The 14,232-nt window shown below is 76.0% G+C and carries 16 protein-coding genes and 1 pseudogene; 11 read left to right on the top strand and 6 right to left on the bottom strand.

The window, feature by feature from the left end; all coding sequences use genetic code 11:
• The 4 genes and pseudogenes from AB0L40_RS21375 to AB0L40_RS21360 form a co-directional block, all read right to left on the bottom strand.
• Window positions 1-424 (bottom strand): annotated as a pseudogene (locus AB0L40_RS21375) (hypothetical protein); the annotation flags it as partial.
• Window positions 421-801 (bottom strand): flagellar export chaperone FliS, encoded by a 381-nt coding sequence (fliS, locus tag AB0L40_RS21370; protein ID WP_364359366.1) that lies wholly within the window; start codon window positions 799-801, stop codon window positions 421-423. The pseudogene AB0L40_RS21375 and the gene fliS, both read right to left, overlap by 4 nt.
• A 36-nt stretch (window positions 802-837) precedes the next feature.
• The gene (gene fliD / locus AB0L40_RS21365; protein ID WP_364359363.1) at window positions 838-2,178 is read right to left on the bottom strand and encodes a flagellar filament capping protein FliD; all 1,341 of its coding nucleotides are present in this window, start codon (window positions 2,176-2,178) and stop codon (window positions 838-840) included.
• 1 nt (window position 2,179) lies between these two features.
• The gene (locus AB0L40_RS21360) at window positions 2,180-2,584 is read right to left on the bottom strand and encodes a hypothetical protein (protein WP_364359360.1); all 405 of its coding nucleotides are present in this window, start codon (window positions 2,582-2,584) and stop codon (window positions 2,180-2,182) included.
• 176 nt (window positions 2,585-2,760) lie between these two features.
• Between AB0L40_RS21360 and AB0L40_RS21355 the strand changes: the two genes are divergently transcribed.
• The 9 genes from AB0L40_RS21355 (at window position 2,761) to csrA (ending at window position 9,354) form a co-directional block, all read left to right on the top strand.
• The gene (locus AB0L40_RS21355) at window positions 2,761-3,456 is read left to right on the top strand and encodes a flagellar hook-basal body protein (RefSeq protein WP_364359357.1); all 696 of its coding nucleotides are present in this window, start codon (window positions 2,761-2,763) and stop codon (window positions 3,454-3,456) included.
• A 236-nt stretch (window positions 3,457-3,692) separates the two neighbouring features.
• Window positions 3,693-4,211, top strand: coding sequence for a hypothetical protein (locus AB0L40_RS21350; RefSeq protein WP_364359354.1), 519 nt, complete (start codon window positions 3,693-3,695; stop codon window positions 4,209-4,211).
• A gap of 204 nt (window positions 4,212-4,415) precedes the next feature.
• Window positions 4,416-5,159 (top strand): flagellar hook-basal body protein, encoded by a 744-nt coding sequence (locus AB0L40_RS21345; RefSeq protein ID WP_364359351.1) that lies wholly within the window; start codon window positions 4,416-4,418, stop codon window positions 5,157-5,159.
• Entirely contained in the window at window positions 5,156-5,719 is a 564-nt protein-coding gene (locus AB0L40_RS21340; RefSeq protein ID WP_364359348.1) for a rod-binding protein, read from the top strand. The genes AB0L40_RS21345 and AB0L40_RS21340 overlap by 4 nt, the downstream gene beginning before the upstream one ends.
• The gene (locus tag AB0L40_RS21335) at window positions 5,716-6,264 is read left to right on the top strand and encodes a hypothetical protein (protein ID WP_364359346.1); all 549 of its coding nucleotides are present in this window, start codon (window positions 5,716-5,718) and stop codon (window positions 6,262-6,264) included. Before AB0L40_RS21340 ends, AB0L40_RS21335 begins: the two co-directional genes overlap by 4 nt.
• Window positions 6,264-7,646 (top strand): flagellar hook-associated protein FlgK, encoded by a 1,383-nt coding sequence (gene flgK / locus AB0L40_RS21330; RefSeq protein ID WP_364359343.1) that lies wholly within the window; start codon window positions 6,264-6,266, stop codon window positions 7,644-7,646. Before AB0L40_RS21335 ends, flgK begins: the two co-directional genes overlap by 1 nt.
• A 121-nt stretch (window positions 7,647-7,767) precedes the next feature.
• Window positions 7,768-8,676 carry a flagellar hook-associated protein FlgL gene (flgL, locus tag AB0L40_RS21325; RefSeq protein WP_364359340.1) on the top strand — a complete coding sequence of 303 codons (909 nt, stop codon included), beginning with the start codon at window positions 7,768-7,770 and terminating at the stop codon, window positions 8,674-8,676.
• 37 nt (window positions 8,677-8,713) lie between these two features.
• Complete coding sequence (locus AB0L40_RS21320; RefSeq protein WP_364359338.1) at window positions 8,714-9,136, top strand: flagellar assembly protein FliW; 423 nt, start codon at window positions 8,714-8,716, stop codon at window positions 9,134-9,136.
• Entirely contained in the window at window positions 9,136-9,354 is a 219-nt protein-coding gene (csrA, locus tag AB0L40_RS21315; RefSeq protein WP_364359335.1) for a carbon storage regulator CsrA, read from the top strand. The genes AB0L40_RS21320 and csrA overlap by 1 nt, the downstream gene beginning before the upstream one ends.
• A 92-nt stretch (window positions 9,355-9,446) precedes the next feature.
• Here csrA and AB0L40_RS21310 read toward each other — a convergent pair whose 3' ends face one another.
• A complete protein-coding gene (locus tag AB0L40_RS21310; RefSeq protein WP_364359332.1) occupies window positions 9,447-10,553 on the bottom strand; it encodes an alkene reductase in 1,107 nt (368 codons plus the stop codon).
• Window positions 10,554-10,924: 371 nt separating this feature from the next.
• Between AB0L40_RS21310 and AB0L40_RS21305 the strand changes: the two genes are divergently transcribed.
• Together AB0L40_RS21305 and AB0L40_RS21300 are read left to right on the top strand one after the other, a co-directional pair.
• Complete coding sequence (locus AB0L40_RS21305) at window positions 10,925-12,004, top strand: GTP-binding protein (protein WP_364359329.1); 1,080 nt, start codon at window positions 10,925-10,927, stop codon at window positions 12,002-12,004.
• 93 nt (window positions 12,005-12,097) lie between these two features.
• Complete coding sequence (locus AB0L40_RS21300) at window positions 12,098-12,424, top strand: hypothetical protein (RefSeq protein WP_364359326.1); 327 nt, start codon at window positions 12,098-12,100, stop codon at window positions 12,422-12,424.
• A 210-nt stretch (window positions 12,425-12,634) separates the two neighbouring features.
• Here AB0L40_RS21300 and AB0L40_RS21295 read toward each other — a convergent pair.
• Window positions 12,635-14,232 (bottom strand): hypothetical protein (locus AB0L40_RS21295; protein ID WP_364359323.1); only part of this gene is annotated, 1,598 nt, incomplete at its 5' end.

Genomic DNA, 14,232 nt, shown 5'->3' with positions numbered 1-14,232 from the left:
GACCTTGCCGCGAGCGGCCTTCTCGGCGTCGTCCGCCGGCAGCGGGTGGATCAGATCGAAGCGGAAGTCCCCGAGGTACAGCTCCTTGCCGAAGGGCGGTGCGGTGGCCGGCGGCCGTGCGGGCCAGGGCGTCGCCGGTGTCCGCCCGGGCGGCGTCCAGCAGAGCGCCGAGCTGCGCGTGCGCCGCGGCGGCGCGGTCGAGCGCGGCGGCGGCCTCGGCGGCCGGCCGGTCCGGCAGCGCGGCGGCGAGCGCGGACCAGTCGTCCAGCAGGCCCGCCAGCCGCTCGCGGTCGTCGGTGCCCGCGGCGACGACGGCGTGCTCGCCGAGGTCGGCGAGCCGCTCGTACGGGGCGGCGGGGTCGGCCGGACGGTCGAGGTCCTGGCCGGTCGCGGCGGCCGTGCCCGGCGCCGTCGGCGCGCTCATCCGGAGATCGCGGCGAACGCGCCGCGCAGCTCGGCGGCCTGCGCGATGACCTGGCGGAGCTTCACCGGGTCCTGCTCGAGCCGGGCAGCGTCGAGGTGCCGGCGCCAGAAGCCGTAGATCTCGGCCAGCCGGCCGGAGATCTCGCCGCCGCGCTCGTGGTCGATCGTCACCTGCAGCTCGGAGATGATCGCCTCGGCGCGCTGCATCCGGGCGGACGCGGTGGGCCGGTCGCCGTCCTCCATCGCGGCGGCGGCCTGGCGGAGGAAGCGGCCGATGCCGTCGTAGAGCATCACGACGAGCCCGGCCGGCGTGGCGGTCAGGACGGCGTTGTCGCGGTAGGCATCGCGGGCGGCGTGGGGAGCGGCGTAGGCGGACACGTACGGGAGATCGGTCGGAGCGCCCGGGTCTGAAGGTCAGCTCGACTGAAGGGCGGCGATCTGGCCGGTCAGCCAGGAGCTCTGGTCGTGCCACTTCGAGATCGTGGCCTCCAGCGACGCGAACTGGGCCTTCAGCGCGGTCTCCCGGGCCGTCAGGCGGACGTCGAAGTCGTCCATCCGCTTGCCGATGTCGGTGATGTCCTGGCCGGTGAGCGAGATCCGGCTCGTCAGCGTGCCGTCCGCGCCCGTGTAGGACGCGAGCGTCGTCACGAGGCTCTTGATCACGCCGCCCGATTGCGTCAGGACGGACCGCACCGCGGCGGGGTCCGTGGTCAGGGCGGCCGTCAGCGCGTCGGCGTCGAAGGTCAGCTTGCCCTGGACGGCGTCGGCGGAGTACGTCGCGGTGCCCGAGGCCTTGCCCGTCGAGATGCCGAGCGCCTCCAGCGGCAGCGACGCGGCGCCGCCGGACATCGACACCAGCGCGCTGCGGAGCTGGGCCTGGAGGCTCACGAGCCCCTGGTCGCCGCCGAGCTGGCCCGACGACGTCGCGGTGACGGCCGTCGTCGTGCGCAGCAGGTCGAGCGCCGAGTTGTAGGCGTCGACGAAGTCCTTGGCGATCTTGCCGACCGCGGCGGTGTCGGCGCCCGGCGCGGTGACCGTGACGGTGGTGCCGACGGTGTCGACGCCGCGCAGCGCGAGCCGGACGCCGGGGATGGCGTCGTCGACGACGTTCGTGGCGGACGTGTGCTCCTCGCCGTCGATCCGGACGAGGGCGTCCTGGCCGGCCTTGGTGACCTCGTCGGCGAGCACGCCGGACGCGGACGCCGTGAAGCCGGACGCGGCGCCGGTGGCGCGGCTCGCGAACGAGATCCGCTCCGCCCCGTCGACGGTCGTCACCGAGGCGACGACGTGCAGGGACGGGTCGCCGTTGATGCGCGCCACGAGGTCGGACGCCGACGTGCCCGCGGTCACGGCGATCGCGTCGTTGAAGCCCGCGCCCGCGACCGCGACCGTGCCGTCGGCGGTCGGCACCGTGTAGGCGTAGCTCGCCTGCGACGACCGGGCGAGCCGCTCGACCTGCAGCGTGTAGCCGCCCGTCGGGGCGCCGGAGAGCATCGTCGCGGTGGCGGTCCCCGCGTTGCCGATGGAGACGGCCTGCTTGTTGCCGAAGATCGTCGGGTCCGACAGCGCCTGGCCGGCGGTCTGGAGCTTCTTCAGCGCGTCGGAGACGGCCTGCAGCGCGCTCTTGCTCGCCTGCTGGTCGGCCTGCTGCGTCGCCAGCCGCGTACGCGGCTGGCGCTCGATCGCCATCAGCTGGTCGATCAGCGCGGACGTGTCGAGCCCGGTCGCGAGCCCCGTGAGGTTGATGGTCGCCACGTCAGGCTTCGCGGTCCACCCGCGGGGTCACGGCGGGCGGCACGTCGGCCGGCGCGGTGGTCGCGGCGCGCTCGCCCGACACGACGTCGAAGAGCTCGGACGCGCCGATCTCGCGGATCGTGCCGTCGGCGCCGTGGAGCTCGATGCCCGCGCCGCTCCCGGAGCCCGCGTCGAAGCGGACGCTCGTGCCGTCGGCGCGCAGCTCCTCGAGGCGGTCCAGCGCGCCGCCGATCTCGGCGAGCACCTCGTCGGGGATCGTGGCCGGGATGCCGTCGAAGGACGCGGCGTCTTCCACGGCGCGCGCGCCCGTCTCCTCCACGGGCGGGCGTTCGGGCCGCCGCTGGTCGAGGGGCGTCGCCGGGGTGATCCGCGTTGCGCGGTCGATGGAGTTCGGGGAATCGCTCATGGGGCCTTCCGCGGCGGACGCTCGTCGACTGGGGATCAGGAGGACGGCACCACAGCTGCGGTGCTCCCCTGATCGGCACTCTCGGTGAATTCTTGACAGGTGTGGATATTCACAACGCCGATTCGCTCCCCGACGGGGCGCTCAAGTCCTCCGCCGAACGGCCGATCACCCCGTCCATGGACCGTGCGCTCTACGTCGCCGCCGCCGGGATGCGGGCCGAGCAGGTGCGCCAGGACCAGCTCTCCAGCGACCTCGCCAACGCCGCGACACCCGGCTACAAGCGGGATCGCACCGTGCAGGCCTCGTTCGGCGACATCCTCCTGGCGAACACCCGGACCGGCGCGGTCGTCGGGCGCGTCGGCCTCGGGCCGTACGCGGCCCAGACCGTGACGGACATCCGTCCAGCCGCGGCCCGCGAGACCGGCGAACCGCTCGACTTCGCGATCGCGGGCGACGGCTTCTTCGCCGTCCGGACCCCCGAGGGCACCCGCTACAGCCGCAGCGGGCAGTTCTCGGCGTCGGCCGCCGGGCTGCTGACCGACGCGGCCGGCCACGAGGTCCTGGGCCGCGGCGGCGCGCCCGTCCGGGTGGGCGCCGACGGGACCGTCCCCGTCGCCGACCTGGCGGTCACGATGCTGACGAACCCGGTCAAGCGCGGCGAGGGACTGTTCGACGGGACCCCCGCCGGCCCGGCCGGCGCCGGCGCGATCAAGCAGGGCGCGCTGGAGGGCTCCGGCGTCGACCCGACCCGCGCGATGGTCGACATGATCGCCTCGCTGCGCGCCTTCGAGGCCGGCCAGAAGTCGATCACGACGATCGACGAGACGCTCGGCCGGGCGGCCTCGCAGGTCGGCTCGGCGACCGGCAGCTGACGGCGGCGGGGACCCGGTCCTGCGGGGCGGACGCGGGCCGGAGCGCGCCACGGGCAGGCCGCCGGTCGGCGGCCCGAGTTGTCCCCGCCTACCGGGGCGAACTCGAGCCGGAGCGCGCCGGGCGCAGGCCGCCGGCCGACGGCCCGAGTTGTCCCCGCCTACCGGGGCGAACCCGAGCCGGAGCGCGCCGGGCCGACCCACCGCGTCCGGTCCCCCACCGATGGCGTACAACCCCCATGCACGACGTCCTCCCGTCCCGCGTCGTCCCCCACCGTCCCGTGGTCCCGACTCCAGCCCCCGCCGCCCGCCACCGCCGGACGCCGCCCGCCGTCCTCGGGGGCCTGGCCCTCGCCGGGCTCCTGGCGCTCGGCGGCTGCGGCGGCGGGGACGACGCGACGACGACGGACCAGGCGACGAGCGTCGACCCGCGGCAGTACGACGCCATCGCGAAGAGCAGCGTCCGCAACACCCTGGCCGCCGTCGAGTCGTGCGCCACCGGCACCCGCTCCTACGCGCGCTGCACCACGGCCGCGAGCCTCGGGCCCGCCGGCTCGATCGCGTACTCGTTCGCCGACGACGGCCGCCCGGACGGCGGCGAGGTCGCCGTCCAGCGCGCCACGCGCAGCCGGTACCGGGTCCTCGCGGTCTCGCCCTCGGGCAACCGCTTCGCGGCCACGAAGACGCCGACGGGCTTCATCCGGTCGTGCACGTCGAAGGGCTCGCCGCGCGGCGGCTGCAGGAACGGCAGCTGGTAGGGACTCCGGCGACCACCGGCCGTACCTCCACGTGTCGTCGCGTCGTTGCTTCGCTGTGTCGTCACGCCGTCACGCCCTCACGCCCTCACGCCCTCACGCCGAGATCGTCCCCGGCACCCCGCCGGCACCTCAAGTCCTCCGGGGCCCCGCCGATCACCGGGGCGTCGCGGGGCTCCCCGTGCGGCCGACCCGAAGGACGTCCCGATGCTCCAAGGCCTCTACGCAGCCGCTGCCGGCATGGCGGCCCAACAGACCCGCATGGACGCCGTGTCCAACGATCTGGCGAACGTCGACACGACGGGCTACCAGCACTCGCGCCTGGCCTTCCGCGACCTCCTCTACGTCCGGGACGGCGTGGAGGGCGTGCAGGTCGGGTCCGGCGCAGCGGCCTCCGACGCCGGGCGCAGCACCGCCGCCGGCGCGCTGCAGGAGACCGGCCGGTCGCTCGACGTCGCGCTCTCCGGGCCGGGCTACCTCGAGGTCCGCACCCCCGGTGGCGCCCCCGCCCTGACCCGCGCGGGCGCGCTCCAGGTCGACGCCCGCGGGCGGCTCTGCACGGCGTCCGGGGCCCTCGTGGCCGGCGTCCGCCCGGTCCCCGCCGGCTCCTCCGCGGACGACCTGAAGATCGGAGAGGACGGGACCGTCCGCACCGCCGAGGGCACCGAGCTCGGGCGCCTGCGCGTCGTCACGGTCCCCGGGCCCGACGGCCTGCGCCCGGTCGGCGACTCGCTCTTCGTCCCGACCGCCGCCAGCGGCACCGCCCACGCCGCGGCGTCGACGGGCCCGGGCGCCACCACCGTCCGCCAGGGCGCGCTCGAGGGCTCCAACGTCGACACCTCCGACGCCATGGTCGACCTCATCGAGTCGCAGCGCGCGTTCTCGATGGCCAGCCGTGCGATCCAGACGCAGGACCAGATGATGGAGATCGCCAACGGGGTCAAGCGGTGAGCATCGCCGCCGTCTCCGGGGCGCTGCCCGCGGCCGTCGCGGCGACGACGTCCCCCGCCGCGACGCTCCCGGCCCGCGACACGGCGGGTGCGAGCGGCGCCGCCACCGCGACCGCCGGCGCGTCGGCCACGTTCGGGCGCTCCGGCGCCTCGTCCGGCACGACGGCCGCCTCCGCCACCCAGCGCGCCGCCACCCAGTTCGAGCGGATGCTCCTCGAGCAGCTGACCAAGGAGCTCGCCGCCACGGCCGCGCCGGCCGACGGCGAGGCCTCGGCGGCCACGTCCGCGTACCGCGACCTCCTCCCGGGCACGATGGCCGACGCGCTGTCGGCCGCCGGCGGCGTCGGCATCGCCGCCCAGCTGACCGCCGCGACCGCGAACGCCAGCGCGACGGCCTCCGCGGACACGGGCCTCCCGTCGACGGGCACCACCGACTCCACGTCCGCGTCCGTCGCCCCGGCGACGAGCGTCTCCGCCTCCGGCACCGCGTCCGTCGCCCCGGCGACGAGCGCCCCCACCTCCGTCTCCACGCCCTCCCTCCCGACCGGGACCTCTTCGTGACCTCCCCCGCCACCCCGCTGGCCCGCGAGCTCGTCTCCCACCTCGTCAACCACCTGGACGAGCAGCTGCGCTCCGTCGTCCGCCTGCGTGCCGCCGTCGAGGACCTCGGGGCGGCGATCCGCGCCCGCGACGTCGCCGCCGTCCTCCGGCACACCGGCACCCTCGAGGCCGAGTCGACGTTCCGCGCCACCCTGGAGGAGCGCCGCGCGGTGCTCCTGCAGCGCGGCTCCGCGATGCTCGGCGTGGAGCCGCGGGAGGTCTCCGTCACCGGGCTCTGCGACCTCGTCGACCCCGAGCAGGCGCAGCTCGCGAAGCAGCGCAGCGACGAGCTGCTCGTCGCGATGGAGGACGTCGCCCGGGAGCACCGCACCAACCGCACGCTGATGCAGCAGGAGCTGTCCTTCCTGGACCACCTGCTGCACCTCGACGGCGTGCCGCCCGATCCCACCTACGAGCCGCCCGGCGACGCGGGGCGACGCGCCGCCGCGGGGTCCTCCCCCGCGAGCCTCGCGCTGCACCGCCACGGCCTGGACCTCCGCGCCTGATGCCGATCTCGTCCTTCCACGGCGTCGAGACCGCCCTGCGCGGCCTGCTGGCCCAGCAGCGCGCGATCGACGTCACCGGTCACAACATCGCCAACCAGTCGACGCCCGGCTACTCGCGCCAGCGGGTCACGAGCAGCGCGTCGTCCGCGCTCTCGATCCAGACCGCCGCCGGCCAGGCGCAGCTCGGCTCCGGCGTCGACGTCACCGGCGTCGAGCGGATCCGCGACCGCTTCGCGGACATCCAGTACCGCGCGCAGAACACGAAGCTCGGCGAGGCGTCGACCACGGCCGCCCTGCTCGGCCAGGCGGAGCTCGCGTTCTCCGAGCCCGGCGACACCGGCCTGTCGGCGCAGCTCAACCGCTTCTGGAGCGCGTGGTCGGACCTCGCCAACGCGCCGACCTCGACGTCCGCCCGGCAGGTGCTGCTCGACGCGGCGAAGGCGACGGGCGCGACGTTCGGGGCGTTCGACGACCAGCTGGCGACCGTCCAGTCCCAGGCGCAGGCGGAGCTGGCGTCCCGCACCGCCGCCGGCGGGCCGATCGACCTCGCCGCGCGGGAGCTCGCGCAGCTGGGCGACGCGATCGGCGTGGCGACCGGCCGCGGCGAGGTCCCCAACGACCTGCTCGACCGCCGCGACGTCCTGCTCGACACGCTCTCCACCTTCGCGCAGGTCCGCGTCGAGCAGACGCTCGACGGCAACGGCGACCCGGTCCCCGGCCAGATCGACGTCTCGATCGGCAGCGACCCGACGCCGATCGTCTCCGGCACCCAGGCCCGCCAGCCGTGGACGATGGCGTTCACCGCCGGCGACCCGGGCTCCGGCTCCCTCGCGGCGCTCGCCTCGATCGCGGCCGACAGCGGCCCGGTCGCCGCGTACCGCCAGTCGATCGCGGCGGTCGCGAGCGAGCTGGCCACCGCCGTCAACGGCGTCCACCAGGCCGCCGGCGGCCCGGCGATCTTCACGCTCCCCACCGGCGCGATCGTCTCCGGCGTCCCCCGGCCCCCGATCGGCGTCGCCGCCGCCGTCGACCCGGTCCAGGGCGGAGCACTCTCGGCGTTCGTCGCCGGCTCGACGGGCACCAACGACGTCGCCACCGCGATCGCCGCGCTGCGGGGCGGGACGGCAGACCAGCACTACACCGCGGTCGTCGGCCAGCTCGGGTCCGAGGTCGCCCAGGCGACCACCGCCGAGAAGACCGCCACCTCGCTGGCCGGCGCGCTGCAGGACCGCCGCGACTCGGTCGCCGGCGTCGCGATCGACGAGGAGATGGCCAACCTCGTCCGCTTCCAGCGCGGCTACCAGGCGGCCGCCCGCGTGCTCTCGACGATGGACGAGATGCTCGACCAGCTGATCAACCGCACCGGGCGGGTGGGGCTGTGAGCCTGCTCGCCCGCCGGGCCGCGAGCGGTCCGGCCTCCGTCGCCGGTCCCCCACCACCGTCCGCCGGCGGCCCGGCCCTCGCCGTCCCCATGACCTCCCCCGACCACGAGGAGCCGCGACCGTGAGCTTCCGCATCACCAGCGGCATGATGAGCCGGACCGTCCTGCGCGACCTCCAGGCCAACCAGGCCCGGCTGTCGGACACCTACGAGCAGATGTCGTCCGGCCGGCAGATCAGGCGGCCGTCCGACGACCCGTACGGCACGACCCGCGCGATGGCGCTGCGGACCGACCTCTCGCAGATCGCGCAGTCGCAGCGCAACGTCACCGATGCGATCGGCTGGCAGCGCACGTCGGACTCGGCGCTGTCGGGCATCGGCGACGCCGTCCAGCGCGCGCGGGTGCTCCTCATCGGCGCCGGCAACGACGCGGGCGGCCAGCCGGCGCGCGACGCCGCGGCGTCGGAGATCGACCAGCTGCTGAAGACCGTCAAGGGCACCGCGAACGCGACCTACGCCGGCGTCCCGGTGTTCTCCGGCGCGTCGGCCGCCCGCCCCTACGACCCCGACGGCGGGGACGCCTACGCGGGCGACACGGGCGCCGTCCTGCGGACGATCGGCTCCGGCGTCGACGTCACGGTCAACGCGGACCTCGCCGGCCGCGTGCTCGGCCAGGGCGGCGGCGACGGCAAGCTGATCGACGCGCTGCGCACGATCGTGTCGCACCTGCGCGGCGGCACCGCCGCGGACGCCACGGCGCTGCGCAGCACCGACCTGAAGACGCTCGACGTCCAGATCGACGCCCTCTCCGCGCTGCGGGCGGAGGTCGGCGCGACCGGCAACCGCCTGTCGTCCGCGAGCGACCGGCTGGGCGAGCTCGAGGAGGCGACGACCGCCCAGCGCTCCGGCATCGAGGAGGCCGACGCGGCGTCTACGATGATCGCCTACGCCACGCAGCAGGCCTCGTACCAGGCGGCCCTGAAGGCGGGCGCCGGCATCGTCCAGGGGTCGCTCATGGACTTTCTGCGCTGACGCGCACCACCCGCACCGGATCCGACCAGCACCCCGAATGGCGACCCACCTGTCCAGCACGCGCTTCGGCGACCTCGACGTCACCGACGCCGAGACGATCGACTTCCCCGACGGCCTCGTCGGGCTGCCCGGCACCCGCTGGGCGCTCCTGCGGCGCGACGGCGACGACGCCCCGTTCGCGTGGCTGCAGTCGCTCGACGACCCGGCGCTCGCGCTCCCGGTCACGCGACCCGAGACGTTCTTCCCGGCGTTCGACGTCGTCCTCGACGAGGGCGACGTCCCCGGCCTGACCGACCCGGATGCGGTCGACGTCTGGGTCGTCGTCCGCGCGATCGGCGCGGTCGAGGAGTTCACCGCGAACCTCCGCGCGCCGCTCCTCCTGATCGGCGGCACCGGCCGCCAGGTCATCAACCGCGCCGACGAGGCCCCCCTGCGCGCGCCGCTGGTGGCCGCCGCCTGATGCTCATCGTCAGCCGCCGCGAGGGCGAGAAGCTGATGATCGGAGAAGACGTCGTGATCTCCGTCGTCGAGGTCGCGGGCGGCACCGTCAAGCTCGGCATCGAGGCCCCGCGCTCCGTCCCGGTCTACCGCGAGGAGCTGTGGGCCGCGGTCCGCGACGAGAACCGCGCGGCCGCCGACGCCCCGGCCACGCTCCCGCGGCTGCCGAAGCGCGGCTGAGCGGGCGGCGGTCGGGACGCAGGGGCGGCTTCGGCTCGACCCTGGACCGCCGGTAGCGCGTCGCCGGCCGACGGCCGGCGCGCGACCTGCCCCTACGCCGTCGCGGTCTGCGCCTCGGCCTCGGCCAGGGTCGGGTAGTCCGTGTAGCCCTCGGGGCCGCTGGCGTAGAAGAGGTTCGTCCGCGTCTCGTTCTGCGGGGCGTCCTGGGACCAGCGCTCGTAGAGGTCCGGGTTGGCGATGAACGCGCGGCCGACGACCGAGGCGTCGGCGTGGCCGTCGGCGACGAAGGAGATCGCCTCGGCGCGCTCCGTGTTCTTCGCGAAGCCCGTGTTCAGCAGCACCGGCGCGCCGTAGGCCGCGCGCAGCTCGGCGGTCAGGGCGTCCTCGGGCTGGGCCAGCAGGTGGACGTACGCGAGGTGCAGCGGCGCGAGCTCCTTCGCGAGCGCGCGGTAGGTGTCGCCGCCGTCCTGCTCGGCCATCTCGTGCGCCGGGGCGAGCGGCGAGAGGCGGATGCCGACGCGGTCGGCGCCGATCGCGTCGACGACGGCGCGGACGACCTCGGCGACGAAGCGCGCCCGGTTCTCGGGGCTGCCGCCGTAGGCGTCGTCGCGGTGGTTCGTGTTGTCGGAGAGGAACTGCTGCAGCAGGTACCCGTTGGCCGCGTGGACCTCGACGCCGTCGAAGCCGGCGTCGATCGCCCGCTTCGCCGCGGCGACGAAGTCCTGGACGACGGTCGTGATCTCCTCGAGCGTCAGGGCCCGCGGCGCGGGGATCGCGGCCTTGGCCTCCGTCGGGGTGAAGATCGTGAGGCTCTCCAGCGGGGTCGCGGACGCCGACACGAGCTCCTGGCCGGACGTGTCCGGGTGCCCGATGCGCCCGCCGTGCCAGAGCTGCGCGACGATCTTGCCGCCCTCGGCGTGCACCGCGTCCGTCGTCAGGCGCCAGCCGTCGCGGTGCTGATCCGTCGCGATCCCCGGCGTGCGCGGGTAGGGCTTGCCCTGCTGCGAGACCCAGGTGGCCTCGGACACGATCAGCGCCGCGGACCCGGCGCGCTGGCCGTAGTACTCGGCGATCAGCTCGTTGGCCGTGCCGTCCTCGTCGGCCCGGTTGCGCGTGAGCGGCGCCATCACCAGGCGGTGGGGCAACTCGATCGCCCCGAGGGTGAGCGGCTGGCGGAGGACGTCGAAGTCGTCGGTCATGGCGATCGACGATGACACAGGGACGGTTCGACGCCGATGCAAGCGAGGGATTCCGCGGTTGCCGGACCCGGAATCGAGGCGGCCGGGCGGTGGGCGGCATGACCGGAGGGCGGGAAGTGGCCCGTGGCCGGCCGGCCGGCACCCGACGGCCGCTTCGGCCCGAGTTCTCCCCGCCCAGCGCGGCAAACCCGGGCCGAAGCCGCCCCCTGCCGCCCGCCGCCGCTTCGGCCCGAGTTCTCCCCGCCCAGCGCAGCGAACCCGGGCCGAAGCCCGCCCGGCCAGTCGCCATCCCGCCCCCTCCGTCCCCCGGCGCGCGCCACTGCCCGCGTCCCCGCACCCCGCCGCTGGACCCGCCCCGTACGATCCGGGGAATGCAGGACGACCTGGGGACGACGTTGGCGCGGCGGCTGCGCGAGGGGGACCTCGACGCCGCCCCCGCCGTCCTGAACCTCGTCGAGACCCGCACGCCGGCGGCGCGCGAGCAGACCACCGAGCTCCTGCGGCTGCTGTCGCCGGAGGCGCTCGGCCACGAGCCGGAGGGCCACGTGGTCGGCGTCACCGGCCCGCCCGGCGCCGGCAAGTCGACGCTCCTCTCGGAGCTCGTCCGGTCCCTGCGCGCGCAGGACCGCAGCGTCGCCGTCCTCGCCGTCGACCCGTCGAGCCGGCGGACGGGCGGCTCCCTGCTCGGCGACCGGGCGCGGATCACGGTCGACCCGAAGGACCCGGGCGTCTTCATCCGCTCGACCGCCGCGGCCGACCGGCTCGGCGGCCTGGCCTGGGCGACCCGCGCGGCCGCGCAGGCCCTGGCGGCGGCCTTCGACGTGGTGATCGTCGAGACCGTCGGCGTCGGGCAGTCCGAGACCGACGTCGCCGACGTCGCCGACACCGTCGTGGTGATCGTCCAGCCCGGATCCGGCGACGTCCTGCAGTTCCTGAAGAGCGGGATCATGGAGATCCCGCACGTCCTCGTCGTCACGAAGGCCGACCTCGGCCGGATCGCGCAGCGCGCCCGGGCCGACGTCCGGGCCGCCCTGCGCTCGATCGGGGACCGCAGCACGAAGGTCGTCGCGGTCAGCTCCGTGGCGCCCGCGTCGGGCTTCGACGAGCTGATCGCCACGCTCGACGAGCACCGCGGGACCATCGACGTGGCGACCGCCCGCCGCGACGCCCGGCGCCGCAGCGCGATCGACGACTTCCGGCTCGAGCACGGCGAGCGGGCCCTGCGCGAGCTGGGCGGCCGGCCCGCCGCGCGACGCGTCCTCGCCGCGACCGGCGATGATCTGGCGGTGCCGATCCTGATGCAGGAGCTCGAACGGGCCGCCGGCCTCCTGGACGACGACGCGACCGTCGGCATCCCCGGCGCTCCCGGCGCGCGCACCGACGCCTCCGCGACGCCCGCCACCGCCTCCGCGGACACCGCGCCGCGCGCGACCACCGTTCCCGTCCGATGACCATCCTCGCCGGCACGCCGCGCGCGACCACCGCCCCTGCCCGATGACCTCGCCCGCCGCCATCCCGCTCCCCTCGACCGGGGCCCCGGCCCGATGAGCGACACCGGACCCCGCACCCCGAACGCCGACGCCGCCCGCGAGGCCGCGGCCGCCGCGGGCGAGGGCCAGGCCGCCGGCGGCGTCCGACGGCTCACCGACGCGGACGCCAAGGGCCGCCGCGGCAAGCGCACCAGCGACGAGGACGCCGCCGCCCTGCCGCCGAGCCGCCCGCTGATCCAGAACGCGGGCATCGTCGTCGGCGCGTTCGCCGGCGCCACGGTGGTCGCCGAGGTCGCCGGCGCCACGAACCTCGGCACGGCGCTGAGCTTCGGCCAGATCGGCTTCGCGATCGCGCTGGTCTTCGTGCTCGTCCGCCGCTGAGCGCTGCGGCACGCCGGGACGTCGTTCGGGCGCAGCCGAGCGACCGCGGCCCGGATCCGCCGATCCTCGGGTCGCCCCGCCACCGGTGACCTTCGCGTGACCCGACCGAACGCGATCGAATGCTGCGGACCGTCCCCGCGCGTCCGACGGGTGGGTGCGCACCGTGTCTGCCCTCGACGCGCGACGCAACCGCTCCTCGGCGGAACCCGCTCAGCCGAGCGGCGCGTCCGGCGGCAGCGGCCGCTGCGACTCGAGCCACGCGCCCGTCCCCAGCAGGACGACGCCCAGCACCGCGAGGAACACCGGCCACGCCGCGCCGGCGCCCGCCAGCACGCTCCCCGCGTCGTCGAAGCCCAGCGCGGACTGGATCGCCGGCGTCCCGATCGCGCGGACCTCGTCGTTCGCGGGGTGGTCCGCCACCGCCGCGGCGATGGACGCGATCACCATCGCCAGCGTCGCCGTCACCCCGATCGCCGCGGTCGCGACGGCCACCGACGCGCGCCGGGCCGTCGACGCCGCCAGCAGGGCGACGCCGAACGCGGCGACCACGACGAGGGCGAGTGCCAGCACGGCCTGGCCGCCCTTCAGCGTCGCCCCGTCGCCGTCCGCCACGAGCGCGAAGCCCGACGTCGCGAACCCCGCGAACAGCAGCGCCCCGACGGCCGCCCCGGCGGAGAAGGCCTGCGCGCGGAGCACGTTCCGGGCCGGACCGGTCAGCGCGTGGACCGCGCCGCCGGCGATCGCCAGCACGGCCGGCCCGAGCGTCACCGCCACCACCAGCTCGCCGCTGACGTCGTCGTCGACGGTCGCGATCCCGAAGGCCACGGCCTGCAGGGCGCTGACCACGAACAGGCCCGTTGCCGCGAGCACCGGGGCCGTCGCGTGCCGGCGGGCTACCGCGAGCCCGAGCGCGAGCTCGAGCAGCGGCAGGACGATCGCGAGCGGGGCGTGCGCCACGAACGAGTCGGGGGCCGCGGGCCGGAAGAGCACGAGCGGATGGAGGAGGTGCAGCGCGACGATCGTCGCGAGCGCCGCCGCAGCGCCCGCGGTCCCCTCCGTCCGGAGCGCCAGCGCCGCGGTCAGCAGGACGCCGGCGGTGCAGGCGATCGCGACCGCGAGGAACCCGCCCTGGACGCCCGACCCGTACTCGTGGGTGTCCAGGAACTGACTCGTCACCCCGAACGCCCCCGCGACGCCGACGAGGAGGACCACGACGGTGACCGCCAGCGCGGCCGGCGCGGCGGGTCGTGGCACGAGCCGCGGGGCCGGACCGACCCCCGCGGCCGCGGCACCGGCCGCCGCGACGAGCACGACCGGGACGAGCAGGACGCCCGCCTCGACGACCGCGCCGTCGACCGGGTGAACCAGCAGCAGGACGCCCGCCGGCAGCACCCCGAGGACGACGTCGCGTCGCCGGACGGCCACGACCAGCAGGACGGCGGCGATGGCCGCGGAGGCGACCAGCACGGCGGCGACCACCCCGTCCCGCGTCGGGCTCAGGAACGGCGGACCGATACCGCCCGACAGCGTGAGCTGGACGAGGCCCGTCCCCTCGCCGACGAGCAGCGCGAGCAGGAGGCCCGCCGCCACGCCGGCGATGCGGGCCGGCGGATCGTCCGGCCGCAGCGCCACGGCGACCGTCCCGACGAGGGCGAGCAGCACGACCACGGCCGACCGGGCGTCCGGCCCGAGCCCGACCGCGCCGTGGCCGGTCAGCGCCGTCTTCAGCGACGCGACGAGGTCCGTGTCGGCCCCCTTCAGGACCACCAGCCACAGCACCAGGAGTCCGCAGACCGCCCAGAACGCGG

Origin of the sequence: Patulibacter sp. NPDC049589 (assembly GCF_040675535.1) — a bacterium.
Taxonomy (GTDB): Bacteria; Actinomycetota; Thermoleophilia; order Solirubrobacterales; family Solirubrobacteraceae; genus Patulibacter.
The sequence above is the reverse complement of the archived record's forward strand: the minus strand, read 5'-3'. Positions and strand labels throughout refer to the sequence as shown.